Annotated in this window: 12 protein-coding genes; 2 read left to right on the forward strand and 10 right to left on the reverse strand. The window is 44.5% G+C overall.

The features are described 5' to 3' along the window. Window positions 1-33: 33 nt before the first annotated feature. From rbsR to ACG95_RS00495, 5 genes are all read right to left on the reverse strand, one after another. Window positions 34-1,035 carry a ribose utilization transcriptional repressor RbsR gene (gene rbsR / locus ACG95_RS00475; protein ID WP_047998604.1) on the reverse strand — a complete coding sequence of 334 codons (1,002 nt, stop codon included), beginning with the start codon at window positions 1,033-1,035 and terminating at the stop codon, window positions 34-36. A 173-nt stretch (window positions 1,036-1,208) separates the two neighbouring features. Next, entirely contained in the window at window positions 1,209-2,063 is an 855-nt protein-coding gene (citG, locus tag ACG95_RS00480) for a triphosphoribosyl-dephospho-CoA synthase CitG (protein WP_047998605.1), read from the reverse strand. Window positions 2,064-2,627: 564 nt separating this feature from the next. Next, window positions 2,628-5,234 (reverse strand): bifunctional acetaldehyde-CoA/alcohol dehydrogenase, encoded by a 2,607-nt coding sequence (adhE, locus tag ACG95_RS00485; RefSeq protein ID WP_047998606.1) that lies wholly within the window; start codon window positions 5,232-5,234, stop codon window positions 2,628-2,630. 276 nt (window positions 5,235-5,510) lie between these two features. Further along, entirely contained in the window at window positions 5,511-5,972 is a 462-nt protein-coding gene (locus ACG95_RS00490) for a universal stress protein (protein ID WP_047998607.1), read from the reverse strand. 87 nt (window positions 5,973-6,059) lie between these two features. Beyond that, the gene (locus ACG95_RS00495; protein ID WP_047998608.1) at window positions 6,060-6,608 is read right to left on the reverse strand and encodes a PadR family transcriptional regulator; all 549 of its coding nucleotides are present in this window, start codon (window positions 6,606-6,608) and stop codon (window positions 6,060-6,062) included. 116 nt (window positions 6,609-6,724) lie between these two features. Between ACG95_RS00495 and ACG95_RS00500 the strand changes: the two genes are divergently transcribed. Further along, window positions 6,725-7,261 carry a phenolic acid decarboxylase gene (locus ACG95_RS00500; RefSeq protein ID WP_047998609.1) on the forward strand — a complete coding sequence of 179 codons (537 nt, stop codon included), beginning with the start codon at window positions 6,725-6,727 and terminating at the stop codon, window positions 7,259-7,261. Window positions 7,262-7,425: 164 nt separating this feature from the next. Here ACG95_RS00500 and ACG95_RS00505 read toward each other — a convergent pair whose 3' ends face one another. Further along, window positions 7,426-7,899 carry a GNAT family N-acetyltransferase gene (locus ACG95_RS00505; protein WP_047998610.1) on the reverse strand — a complete coding sequence of 158 codons (474 nt, stop codon included), beginning with the start codon at window positions 7,897-7,899 and terminating at the stop codon, window positions 7,426-7,428. 161 nt (window positions 7,900-8,060) lie between these two features. Here ACG95_RS00505 and ACG95_RS00510 point away from each other — a divergent pair, with 161 nt between their 5' ends. Beyond that, window positions 8,061-8,927, forward strand: coding sequence for a DegV family protein (locus ACG95_RS00510; RefSeq protein ID WP_047998611.1), 867 nt, complete (start codon window positions 8,061-8,063; stop codon window positions 8,925-8,927). A gap of 229 nt (window positions 8,928-9,156) precedes the next feature. On the opposite strand, the gene ACG95_RS00515 is transcribed toward ACG95_RS00510, so the two are convergent. From ACG95_RS00515 to mnmE, 4 genes are all read right to left on the reverse strand, one after another. Then, window positions 9,157-9,549: a helix-turn-helix domain-containing protein gene (locus ACG95_RS00515; RefSeq protein ID WP_047998612.1), complete on the reverse strand. Its 393-nt coding sequence runs from the start codon at window positions 9,547-9,549 to the stop codon at window positions 9,157-9,159. A 157-nt stretch (window positions 9,550-9,706) separates the two neighbouring features. Beyond that, a complete protein-coding gene (lepB, locus tag ACG95_RS00520) occupies window positions 9,707-10,294 on the reverse strand; it encodes a signal peptidase I (protein ID WP_047998613.1) in 588 nt (195 codons plus the stop codon). 252 nt (window positions 10,295-10,546) lie between these two features. Continuing rightward, window positions 10,547-12,460, reverse strand: a complete 1,914-nt coding sequence (mnmG, locus tag ACG95_RS00525) for a tRNA uridine-5-carboxymethylaminomethyl(34) synthesis enzyme MnmG (protein WP_047998614.1) — start codon at window positions 12,458-12,460, stop codon at window positions 10,547-10,549. Window positions 12,461-12,479: 19 nt separating this feature from the next. Continuing rightward, on the reverse strand, window positions 12,480-13,871 hold the full coding sequence (gene mnmE, locus ACG95_RS00530) for a tRNA uridine-5-carboxymethylaminomethyl(34) synthesis GTPase MnmE (protein WP_047998615.1): 1,392 nt from the start codon (window positions 13,869-13,871) through the stop codon (window positions 12,480-12,482). Between the last annotated feature and the right edge of the window lie 37 nt (window positions 13,872-13,908).

Below are 13,908 nucleotides of genomic sequence, written 5' to 3' on the forward strand. Positions count from 1 at the left end.
TTAATAACTTGACCAAAATATAACACATTCGAATTATGAATTCAAACGTGTCGTTGAATTTCTTTCGATTAATTTAACTGGTAAGTGGTATTCTTCCCATGGTTGTTGGGGCTCCGCGACTCGCGCTAGTAATTGGTTAGCCGTTGTTTGACCGAGTTCAAAAATGGGCTGAGCGATCGTCGTTAATTGCGGCGTCACGTACTGACACATCTCAACATCATCGTAGCCAACCACACTATAATCAGTGGGAACCTGTTTGCCATGCTCCGCAAGACCCAGATAGACGCCAAACGCCATCTCATCACTAATCGCAAAAATAGCCGTGGCGCTCGTTGCTAGGATTGCGGGAACTGCTTGACGTCCGCCGACCTTAGATAGTGCGGTCGTAATCACCGTCACTGCTTCTTGATCATAGACACTATAGAATCCCTTAAGTCGATTCTGGATATTGGCAGCAGCCCGTTCTGGAATCAAGACCGCGACTTGTTGATGACCCAAAGCTTTAAGGTGCTCAGCTGCCTGCCGACCACCATCGTAGTCATCCGTTAAGACGGCGTCACTAATTCCTTCCGCCTTCTTCTGGTCCAGTACGATAAAGGGATGCTGCTTACGCCGTAAAATATCATTGATAGCCTGATTAGAGACGGCTGAACTCGCGATAATAAAGCCATCGACACCCCGACGACTCAATTCATCCAAGTACACTCGTTCCTTATCTTCATCCTGATCTGCGTTACACAGCATCGTAATAAAGTTTTGCTGGTAGAGGACGTTTTCAATCCCCCGAATTAACTCACTAAAGAAGGGATTGGTAATGTCCGGTACCAGTACCCCAATCGTTTTACTCGTTTTTTTGATCATCCGTTGTGCAAAATAATCCGGTTCATAATGTAGTTCGTCACGAGCAGCTTCCACTGCTGTCACCGTGGCCGGACTAAACTTGTCCCCGTGACCATTCAGAACTTGCGAGACCGTGGCAATCGATTTTCCTGCCAAACGGGCAACGTCTTTGATTGTAACTGCTTTGTTCTTCATAAGACTTTCCTCCAAGCAAAGTGGTGCTCTCAAATATTGTAGCTCATAAACGTTTAAATTGCCTAAACTATGTCCGAACTAATTAGCTGGCTTCCATAAATAACACTCAGATATTCGTTAATTCAATCACCACAGTTAATTAGCATATTCAGCAACAATATCGAAAATAATGATTATTCGAGACTACCTTCAATCAGTCCCACAAAAATCGTGAGAATCAGCAAGTCGGCCGAACCGCCTAAACTGAGGTTGCGAACTAAAAATTCTTGATTTAATTGTACTAAGAATTCCCATCCAGCTGTAGTTTGGCTGCCGCCTAATTCAAAATATTGTTTAGTTTGTGCACGCATCCACGGTAAAATATCCGGTGTTCCGGCCCGTTTTATCAGATTTGTATCCGTCGTATGAGCGGCAATCACCATTAAAGTATCGAGTAACCGATAATTCAGTGGCCCAGATTGTTGGCGCAAAAATGGCAGTGCAATATCAGCGACCACTGGGTAACCAGCTTCGGCTTCGGCGCGAATCCCGCCTTGACCATATTTCGCATACTGACGTTCGCCAGCCGTGGTCATCTGATTCGGCTGAATAGCACCTAAATCATGATTGACCAAACCAACTAGCATCGCCCGCACCGTTTTGAACAATCGGTCAACATCAAACACCGATGCTGTAGCCAGCGTATAAGCCCCGGCTGTGACGAGGACCCCCAGTGAGAAGACGGCGCCTTTATGGGTATTAACACCCTTAGTTGCCGCAAACATGGCCTTCTCAGCCCGAATACCAGCCGGACGGATCTGTTGGAATAAGACCGTTAAATCGGTCCCTTTAAATTCAGCACCAGCTTGGCGGCACTGTTCGAAGTAAGATTCCAAACTGACAGCGCTATCAATAAACGTGAAAACAGTCATGTCAGGATGCGGCCCTGGGTTGGCAGGGTCAACTAGTCCCGGCTTAGGGGTGACGGAAACCTCGTATAACAATGATTTCAAGGCTAATGCAGGTAACTCACGATCATCAGTTAGCATGGTGGCACCTCTCTCAAATTGGCAGCCATCAAAGACGCTACCGACTATATTTCAGTTAACTTGACCTTAGTGTACAGAAGTCATTCAGTTATGACAACTTGCCATCTTTTTGTCTTCTACGAAATTGACGTATAAAAACCATTATCAACACTCAGCTATCCAAGATTACGAATATCAGTCGCATTTTTATCTAAAAGCAACTTAAATATTACTCTTTTATGTACCTTTTCCTTGATGAACACTAGAATTAACCCTGTTACGACAAGTATCAACCAGTCTAGCCGGAGGTGGTCAGGACTAGCGGTGCTGTGAAGGTGGCATTAGGCCGGTGGTTTCCCGGACTTAGGCCACGGACGCACTTGGTCATTGGCGAATTGTGCCGAGGACCAAGGCGAGGGTTAAGACCGCTCCTCAGGCTTAACCCGGTCCCACAGCTGAGCTAGTGCTGACCACTGTAGACGAAAGTCGTAAGTAATCTTTCAATTATTTCTTGAAGGAACTGACAAAAAAGGAAGCACACCTACTGAATTCAGCAAGTGCGCTTCCTTTAAATTAATTCAAGGGCTATTTTTCAGTACCTTGGCCGTCCCATTCACGTTCGAGAATTGTTTTCAATTCGCTAATTAGTGGTTCACGTGGGTTGGCAGTCGTGCATTGATCTTCGTAAGCCAGTTCGGCTAACTCATCAACGGTCGCCTCAAAGTGCTTCTTTTCGACCCGGTTAGCTTTCAATGAAAGGGTAACATCCATTGAGTGAGCCAAGTCGATGTAAGCTTTAACTAAGCTTTCTTTGAGTTCTTCGTCCGTCTTGCCTGGTAGTCCCAGGGCACGGGCGATGTTGGCGTAATCGGCTAAGGCAGTGTTGTGGTTGTATTTAGGCCACATTGCCAGCTTGGTTGGGATTTCAGCATTGTAACGAACTACTTGTGGGTAGGTAATCGCAATAGCTAATCCGTGTGGCAAATTGAACTCGCCGCCAAGTTTGTGGGCGATTGAATGGTTGATTCCTAAGAAGGCGTTGGCAAAAGCCATCCCTGCTAAAGTTGACGCGTTGTGCATCTTCTCACGGGCCAATTTGTCGCCATCATAGGAAGCTTTCAAGTACTTGAAGGCCAATTGTAGGGCTTGAATCGACCAGCCACGAGTGAAATCTGATGCCATCGTTGATACGTAGGCTTCAGTAGCGTGGGTGATGACATCCAAACCAGTCCAAGCAGTCGTCCGCTTTGGTACAGTTTCCACAAATTGTGGATCAACGATCGCAATATCTGGTTGCATTGCATAGTCGGTGATTGGGTATTTGACGTGGGTCTTAGAATCCGTAATAACCGCGTATGGCGTTACTTCAGAACCAGTCCCAGAGGTCGTTGGAATCCCAATGTAAGTGACCTTGCTAGCAGCAGGCACCTTGTAAGTCCGTTTCCGAATATCCAAGAATTTCTGTTTAGCACCTAAGAAGGAAGCTTCTGGGTGCTCGTAGAAGAGCCACATCCCTTTGGCAGCGTCCATTGCGGAACCACCACCGAGTGCGATGATCGTATCTGGCTTGAAGGCTTTCATCCGTTCAACACCTTTATAGACGGTGTCTGTAGATGGGTTAGGTTCAACTTCTGAGAAGATGTCGATATCAACGGGATCAGTCCGTTTATTTAGGACAGATGTGACCCGATCAGCGTAGCCAAATTCAACCATACCAGGATCACAAACTAAGAAGACCTTTTTGATACCTTGCATGCTTTCCAAGTAGCGAACGGAATTGCGTTCGAAGTAAACTTTGGGAGGCATTTTGACCCATTGCATGTTATTGCGGCGTTTTGCAACTGTTTTAATATTAATCAGATCCATATCCGTAACGTTATGAGAAATCGAGTTGCCACCATATGATCCGGTTCCCAGTGTCAATGAAGGTGCCATGTTGTTGTAAATGTTACCCAGACCACCAACTGAAGATGGTGTGTTAACTAAGATCCGGCAAGCAGGCATCTGTAGGCCAAATTCCTTAACCAGTTCATCATCAGTCGTGTGAATCCCAGCCGTATGGCCTAAACCACCATAGTGGAGTAATTGATCGGCCCGTTTGAAGGCTGCTTCGTGGGAATCTGACTTGTAAACGGTCAAGACTGGTGATAATTTTTCACCAGATAGTGGATATTTAACGCCGACACCGTTGATTTCAGCAATCAGGACGCGGCAATCCTTAGCGACATCTTTTAAACCAGCCATTTGGGCGATTTCGTAAGCAGTCTTCCCAGCAACGGGGCCACGAACCGTGTGACGGTTAGGATCGATAACAGCGTCACTCAAGGCTTGAACATCCTTTGGTTTAACAAAGTAACAGCCAAGACGAATGAATTCAGCTTTAACTTCAGCGTAGATTTCTTTGTCGATGATGGCACTGTTTTCAGAAGCACAGATCATCCCATTATCAAAGGTTTTCGATAAGACCATGTCGTTAACGGCTTGTTTGTTATCAGCCGTCTTTTCAACGTAGGTTGGGCCGTTACCAGGACCAACGCCAAGGGCTGGCTTGCCTGATGAGTAAGCTGCGGTAACCATGCTTGGACCACCCGTTGCAAGAATCGTGGCAACGTCTGGGTGGTGCATCAAGGCATTGGTTGCTTCAATACTTGGATGTTCAATGTAAAGAACGGCATCTGCGGGGCCACCAGCTGCTTCGATTGCTGCACGCATGATCTTGGCTGCTTCAGAACTTGAGTTTTGTGCTTGTGGGTGAAAACCGAAGACGATCGTATTACGACCCTTTAGGGAAATTAACGTCTTGAAAACCGTCGTTGAAGTTGGGTTGGTAACTGGGGTGACCCCAGCAACGATCCCAACTGGTTCAGCAATTTCCATTAATTGTTCTTCGTCGTCATCTTTAAGAATACCGACCGTCTTATCATGGCGCATGCTATTCCAAATATATTCGCTAGCATAGATGTTCTTGATGGCCTTATCTTCGACCACCCCACGTTTGGTTTCTTCAACGGCCATCTTGGCTAATTTCATGTGGCTGTCGAGGGCGGCAACCGCTACTTTTTCACATAAATCATCAATTTGTTCTTGCGTATATGATTTTAACTCAGCTAATGCTTTCTTTGAGCGTTGAACTAACTGATCGACCTCTGCTGCTTCTTTACTAATTTCTATTTTTTCTGTTGTTTTAATCATGAAGTGTTTCCTCCATCCAAATTCCTTGTGAATTAATTTACAAACTTTATTATATACGTCCTTTTTAATAATGCAACTATAAATTATAAAAAATAATAAATTCATTGTTATCAGCATTGTAAACCCTTAATACTTTCAACCAACCATTCAATGTAAATCTAGATTGTTAAGTTCATTGATGAACTTAACGGGACAATAAAAAAGCGTGGTGGGACATTTCCCGACCACACTTACTAACAATATCAAATTTAGTTGTTCAGTTTACAACAGTTACGTTTAACGCACCACAATTACTGAGATGGGCGCCTTCCGTGCTAACCGCGGTCCAATCGCACCCGCAATCTTAGAGTGTGGAAATTCAGTATCCGCACCCGTTACTAGTAAATCTGGTTTGAATTCTGGAATGACTTGTTCCAAGATAACGTCATCCACATCGCCACCTTCATAAACCAGCGGCTCAACCTGTTTAACTCCCCGTTGTTCAGCATACTTCACGTATTCCGCCACAACTTGTTCAACGTGTTCACGCTTAGCCTGCATCTTTGATGGTGTCAGCGAGTCAAAAATATTCATATCTGCGCTTTCAAGCACTGAGCAGATTCCTAGTGGAACATTGTAGTCTAGTGCCACCGTTGTTGCATACCGGAAAGCACGTTCAGAAGAGGTGTTATCGTCCTCGTCAACCGTTAACAGAATCCGATGGTACGCTAGCGGCTCTTGCATTTCTTGATTATCCATAATTGCATCTCCTCATTACCTTGATAGTAACCACTGTCATTATAACAGTTTCAACCATCCACGGGGATACGTCTTGCTTATTGACACTTAATTGGCTGGCAACTCCTGTAAAGTCGTTTTCAACCAATTGACATAGTATGTTTCACGACCAATTGCGTGCTGCAGAATCAGATAGTGGCCGTAATGTTGTTTAGCACCGGTTTGCTTGGGAAATACGGTTATCAAGCGTTCCTGTAGATGTGCTAACTTATCTGAATGTAATTGAAATTGTTCGTTTAGCATCGCGGTTAATCGCGGATCATGATTAGTTTGAATAAAGTACAGTTTTAAAATAAATTCATCTTTTGTAGCAGTTAGATCTGGTGTCCCCACACTGATCCAACCATGTAAGAGTTCACTTCCGCTCGTTGTGATGTGATATAGCTTCTTCTCTAGCTTCTCACCACTGAGCGTAATTTCGTGAGTCACATAACCCTGCTCTTCTAAGCGTTTTAACTGCGGATAGATTTGACTGTGCTGTGCCTGCCAAAACTCGCCGATCTCATTATCAAACGCCTTAGTTAGGTCATAACCGGTTAACGGCTGCTGGTTGAGCAGACCGAGAATAATGAATTGCAACTTATTTTTTTGCGCCATTGGATATTCCTCCTTGACGATTATCTGATATCAGTATACACTAACCTTGTTGATTAAAACATGTAATAAATTACATGATTAAATTGACATAATCTAAAATTAAGAAGGCAACTCAAATGACAAAAACTTTTAAGACACTTGATGATTTCTTAGGCACCCACTTTATCTATACTTACGACAATGGTTGGGAATACGAATGGTACGCGAAGAATGACCACACCGTTGACTACCGTATCCACGGCGGAATGGTCGCTGGCCGTTGGGTTCGCGATCAAGAAGCTAACATTGTTATGTTGACTGCCGGAATCTACAAAGTTGCTTGGACAGAACCAACTGGGACAGACGTTGCGTTAGACTTTCTTCCTAATGAAAAGAAACTCAACGGAACTATCTTCTTCCCTAAGTGGGTTCAAGACCATCCTGAAATTTCCGTTACTTACCAAAACGACCACATTGACTTAATGGAACAGTCTCGTGAAAAATACGCTACTTATCCTAAATTAGTCGTTCCTGAATTCGCCAACATCACGTACATGGGCGATGCTGGCCAAAACAACGAAGATGTCATCAGTGAAGCTCCTTACGCAGAACTTCCAGATGATGTTCGTAACGGTCGCTACTTTGACGAAAACTACCACCGTTTAAACAAATAATTAATTAATCCAGAATGTTTCACGTGAAACATTTGAAGAATCTACCCTTTTTAGATTCTAAATATCCTGAAAACAAAAGCTGTCAAATCCGAAGTAATTCGGTTTGGCAGCTTTTATTAATTCGATCACTGGCAGTATTCGATAACCATGTAAAGCCAGCGCTATTAGTATTTATTTTCTGTCAAATCCACCAGTGCAATATACTGTTCAGTCCGCGTATCACGTAACGTGTAGTTTGGTGGCAATGCGTCGCTGTCAGCTTTAACAATCTGGAAGCCTACTTGGGCGTAAAACTTGAGCGCATTTTCATTCGACATCACACATTTTAACGTTAACGGTGCTGTGGCGTATTGGCGCATCTCTGTCAGTAAGCTCTCCCCTACCTTGAGGTGTCGAAAGTCAGGTGCAACAAATAGCAAGTGAATAAAATTAGCTAACCGATAGAGTGAACAGAAACCCGCGCGCTGCCCATCAATCCATGCGACTAACACAAGCTCCCCACGGCTATCATCTTGAAAGTCTTCTAACTGTGGGTTAGCAACCCACGGAAAGTCTTGTTGCCGATCTACCAGATAGATTTCAGCTAAAGCTGCTTGATCTGCAGACGTCGCTGGTTTAATTTCGATTCGCTTTGTCATTAGGACGCCCCCTCAATTGATTTATTTTCATTATGACGTTAGTCCCAGTTAATTACAAACATTGCAAAACAATTAATCGTCAATACCCATACTGGCTTTCACCTACCGACTAGCGGTATAATGTTAGCCAATACTTTCACCATATGAAAGCGGGGAATAAATTGAAAACCGCAATTGTTACGGATAGCGCGAGCTACCTATCAGCGGCCGACGTTGAAAAATATCATATTCACGTTGTTCCGATCACAGTTATTTTTGGTCAACAAACCTATTTAGAAAATGTTGAAATTACGGCTAAAGAATTTTATGAACGTATGCGTACTACGCCAGAACTACCGACAACGACTCAGGTGTCACTCGGTCAGATGCAAACGATGTACGACCAGTTAGCAGCTGAGGGCTATGATGCAGTTATTAGCATTCATCTTTCTTCTGGTATTACTAGTTTCATCACCAATCTGGAAAGCTACCTACCTAATATCACTAACATCAAGGTCTATCCGTTCGATTCACTGATTACTGCTGCCGGTGAAGCAAACATGGTCTTATTAGCTGCCAAATTGGTTGCGGAGGGCTATGCTCCTGAGCAAGTTATTGAACAACTTATTAAGATTCGAGCAACTACTGGGGTTTATTTTGTCGTCGATAATTTAAGTCACCTAGTCCGTACGGGACGCTTATCTAACGCGTCTGGCTTAGTCGGCAACCTTTTACGAATTAAGCCAATCCTAACTTTTAAAGATGGCAAAATCATTGCGATTGAAAAAGAACGGACGATGCGGCGAGCCTACGCCGCAATTAAAGCGAAATTAGCAGCAGCTATTAAAGCTGCGGATTATCCTTTACGCGTTACGATTGTGGCTGCAAACAACCCTAAGCTTCAAGATCAATGGGAAGCTGATTTACACGCTAGTTTCCCTGATTTAATCATTGACAAGAGTGACATTGGGCCAGTCGTCGGCGTTCACGTTGGCGAGGGAACTATGGGCCTGATCTGGGCACGCGATTGGGAACAGTGGCAAGTCTAGTCACGCTATTAAGCAATTATTAGATGATACAAAAAATGAGACTATGACTTAGAGGTGCCCCCCTAAGAACATGGCCTCGTTTTTGTATTGCAGATGTCAATAGCCGAAACGTGCGAAAAAAGCCAGTTGCCTCCGCTTAGCTACGGAAACCAAACGATTGAAAAACACAATCATTCGGCTTCCTAGGCTATGATCAGCAACTAACCGGCTTTTTTCACACTCTCACTATTTACTTCCTCTGTTTGCGCTTTTTCTTCTTGGGCTTGGACTCACTTTTAGCTAGTAACTTGTACCCTTTTTTGATCAATTTCGTCCGCTGCTTCGAATTCAACTGTTCCCACAGCGTAAGCAACTCTGGTTCAATTGAACTGCTTTGTTCTTCAATAACTGCTTCATCAGCAGGCGTACTAACTGCCATGGCCTCCGTGGTCCCTAATAGCCATTCCGGCGAGACACCTAGCACAGTCGCCAGCACCGTAACCTTATCATGCTTAGCAACGTATTTATCACTCAACCACTGACTGATTGACGACCGCCCAATCCCAGTTTGTTTAGATAACTGAGCAGAAGTGATGTTAGCTTGTTGCATTGCTGTTTTTAATCGTTCTGAAAAAACACCCATAACGATGACCTCCTTTATTTGATTTTCTGATAACTGCTTCTAAGTTAGCTATTATTCTAAGCTTATTACGCGCCAATTTCAATTAAGAGACTAACTTTGTTCACTTTTCTGAATATTCGTTCTAAATAAAAAGCCGGAAGAGTTAACTCCGACCATTTTAATATCCAATTGAATTAACATTATGTCGTTTCGTACTACCTTTATCCCAAATCGGCACTTTAACTACCCCTAGCACCCGATCTGCAGGAACAAATCCCCAATAACGGCTATCATTAGAGACTGACCGATGATCACCAAGGACAAAGTAACTATTCTTTGGTACTTTGGTTGTTTTCAGCGTCCAACTATTGCGATTAGATAACTCATACAAGTCCCAGCTTCCCGTTCCTTGCGTTCGTTCAAACTGACTGATGTACTTTTGAGAAATCGCCTTGCCATTAACGTAGATCTTACCATCCTGCGCTTTGACCGTATCCCCCGGCATCCCAATCACTCGTTTGACGTACTTGACCGACTTGTAACGTGCATCTGGATCCACATGGTAAGCATTGAAGACAATGACACTCAGATGCTTGATCTTAGCAGTCTTCACAACGGCTACCCGTTCATTATTCTCCAAATTCGGTTCCATGGACGGACCATCCACCCGCACCATGCTGAACACAAAGTGCCTAATGACCATGGCTACTAGCAGACCAACCACGATCGGCAAGACCCAGCTCATAATATTTTTAACAATTTTCATCGAACGTTCTCCCTTACCCCACTCTAACTTCCAACAATTATAGTCCAATCTGTGCGGCTTGTCTGGTTTTAATGAAGTGGTTTTATAAATTTATAAGTAGCTGTTCAATCGTCGAAAGAACCCAGGCTATAACTAATCCAAAAAAAGACCATTTCAACATCGTATAGATGTTAAAACGGTCTTTAAGCGTAACCGACTAACAGCGTAGTTGATCACCTAATATAAAATTAATTATCTCAAGTCGTTTCTTAGCTAGTCTTGAACCTTAGCGATTCGACCTTGCTGGATATAAACACTCAAGATCGCAATATCTGCTGGGTTAACCCCACTAATTCGTGAAGCTTGTGCAATCGTAGTAGGTTGAATCTGCTTCAGCTTTTGATGGGCTTCAGTTGCTAAACCATCAATCGCATCATAGTCGATTCGTTCTGGAATACTCTTAGCTTCCATCTTCTTCAGCTTATCTACGCGCTCTTCAGCCTTTTGAATGTAACCCGCGTACTTAATCTGAATCTCAACTTGTTCAATCACGTGGCGTTCCAATGGCTGCGGCGCAGCGGGAATGAACTTCATCAAGTCGGCATAACTTACTTCAGGGCGCTTCAAGAAGTCGGCAGCTAGCACGCCATCCTTCAATTCACCTGAGCCATGCGCACGTACAAAGTCATTAATCTCATCGCCCGGCTTGATTCGAATCTTGTCTAACCGGTCAAGTTCAGCTTTGATCTGTTCGCGTTTAGCTTCAAAGGCCGCATAACGTTCATCGTCAATCAATCCCAACTCATGCCCACGGTCCGTCAAACGCAAATCTGCGTTATCATGCCGTAAGATCAAGCGGTACTCTGCGCGACTAGTCAACAAGCGGTATGGTTCCTTAGTTCCCTTAGTTACTAAGTCATCAATCATCACACCGATGTAGGCATCACTACGCTTGAGCGTCAATTGGCCATTATCCAATGCTCGTAAACCAGCATTGATCCCAGCAATTAACCCTTGGCCAGCGGCTTCTTCGTAACCCGAAGTTCCATTAGTCTGACCAGCAGTATAGAGATTCTTAACCCGCTTCGTTTCCAAAGTGGCTTTCAACTGGTAAGGTGCTACCACATCGTATTCAATCGCGTAGCCAGGACGCATCATTTCAGCATCTTCCAACCCTTTGATTGAATGCAGGATGTCTTGTTGAACTTCTTCGGGCATCGACGTTGATAAGCCTTGGACGTACCATTCATCCGTATTACGACCTTCTGGTTCTAGGAAGAGTTGGTGACGCTTCTTATCCGCAAAACGGACGATTTTATCTTCGATTGATGGGCAATAACGAGGCCCAACACCTTCGATCACACCAGTAAACATTGGTGCGCGGTCTAGGTTATCACGAATAATCTTATGCGTAGTTTCATTGGTATAGGTTAACCAGCATGATAACTGGTGTTGTAAGTCCAGGTAGTCTTCATCCTTAGTTTCAAAACTAAAGTGATGAGGTTCTGGATCGCCTGGTTGTTCCTCGGTGACACTGTAATCAATGGTCGTCCCATCAACTCGTGGTGGCGTCCCAGTCTTGAAACGTTCGAGGTCAAAACCCAATCGTTCCAAATCACCGGATAACTTCATAGCTGGCTGTGAGTTGTTAGGACCAGATGAATACATTAATTCACCAATAATAATCTTCCCACGAGCAGCCGTCCCAGTTGTCAGGACAACACTCTTAGCACTATAACGGGCACCAGTATTGGTAATGACCCCTTTACAGATACCATCTTCAACAATCAAACCATCAACGATTCCCTGACGGAGCGTCAAGTTAGGTTCCTGTTCAATCGTATGCTTCATTTCAGAATGGTACGCATGCTTGTCTGCCTGAGCTCGTAAGGCCCGCACTGCAGGGCCTTTCCCAGTATTTAGCATCCGCATCTGAACGTAGGTCTTGTCGATATTACGACCCATTTCACCACCAAGGGCATCGATTTCACGAACCACGATTCCCTTTGCCGGGCCGCCGACTGACGGGTTACATGGCATAAAGGCAACCATGTCTAAGTTAATCGTCATCAATAGGGTTCGGTTACCCATTCGAGCGGCAGCGAGGGCCGCTTCAGAACCGGCATGACCGGCACCCACGACGATCACGTCATAGTCGCGGCCTTGATACTGCTTTACTTCTGTCATTACTAATTTCCTCCTGCCACTACTTACCCAGACAGAACTGGCTAAATAGTTGGTCTAATAATTCGTCTTCATAGCTATCACCGGTAATCTGCCCCAGAAATTCCCAACAGCGGGTCATGTCGATCTGAACTAAATCGACGGGCATCCCAGCAGCTAATCCCGTTTGTACATCCGTTAAGGCTTGCTTAGCTTGGTTCAATAGTCCGATATGACGAGCATTCGTCACCATCACACTATTTTGACTGCTTTCAATGCCTTCATTGAAGAACATCTTAGCAATTCGTTGTTCCAGCTGCTCCACACCACTCTGTTGCAGAACGGACATACTCAACACATCTTTTAAGTCAACGAGTTCAGCTAGTTTAGCTTGGTCCAACTGGGTTGGTAAATCCGTTTTATTCAAGATGATCATCCGTTTTGAGTCGGCGGTTTCACGCAATAATTCCTGATCTTCCGCCGTTAACGGTTGGCTATTATCTAAGACTAATAGAACTAGGTCGGCCGCGCCGATTGCTTTGCGACTACGTTCAACCCCGATCTTTTCGACCTTATCTTCAGTATCGCGAATACCAGCCGTATCAACTAATTTCAACGGCACCCCACGAACATTAACGTATTCTTCAATCACATCGCGAGTAGTCCCCGCAACGTCCGTCACAATCGCTTTGTCTTCGTGAAGTAAGTGATTCAACAAACTAGACTTACCGACGTTAGGACGCCCGATAATGGCCGTTGCCAAACCTTCCCGCAGTACCTTACCCTGTTTAGCCGTAGCCAGTAACTGAGTAATGTTTTGAGAGACTTCAGCCGCCTTTTCTCGGAGCATATTAGTCGTCATCGTTTCAACCGCATCATATTCCGGATAATCGATGTTCACTTCGACTTGCGCCAAAACATCGAGGATGTCGCGACGTAAGTGCCGAATTAATTTAGATAGATCACCGTCTAATTGGTTCAACGCAACCTTCATTGATTTATCCGTCTTCGCACGAATCAAGTCCATTACGGCCTCGGCTTGTGATAGGTCCAAACGGCCATTCAAGAAGGCTCGTTTCGTAAATTCACCCGGTTCGGCCATGCGGGCACCGTGACTGAGAATCAATTGCAAGATTTCGTTAGTCGCAACTAACCCACCGTGACAATTGATTTCAACAACGTCTTCACGCGTATACGTTTTAGGTGCACGCATTACTGACGCCATCACTTCATCGACTTCTTGTTGCGTTTCAGGGTTAATAATGTGACCATAGTTGAGCGTGTGTGATCTGGCTTGGCTCAAGTCCTTACCTTTAAATATCTGGGTAACCACGTTAAACGTTTGGTCCCCACTAATTCGAATAATTGAAATACCACCTTCACCAGGCGGCGTCGAGATTGCCGCGATTGTGTCAAATTCTGTCGTCGTTGGCATACCATCATGTCCTTTCCTATCAACGTTTCATCGCCTA

Source organism: Lactiplantibacillus herbarum (assembly GCF_001039045.1).
In the GTDB taxonomy this organism is placed as follows: Bacteria; Bacillota; Bacilli; order Lactobacillales; family Lactobacillaceae; genus Lactiplantibacillus; species Lactiplantibacillus herbarum.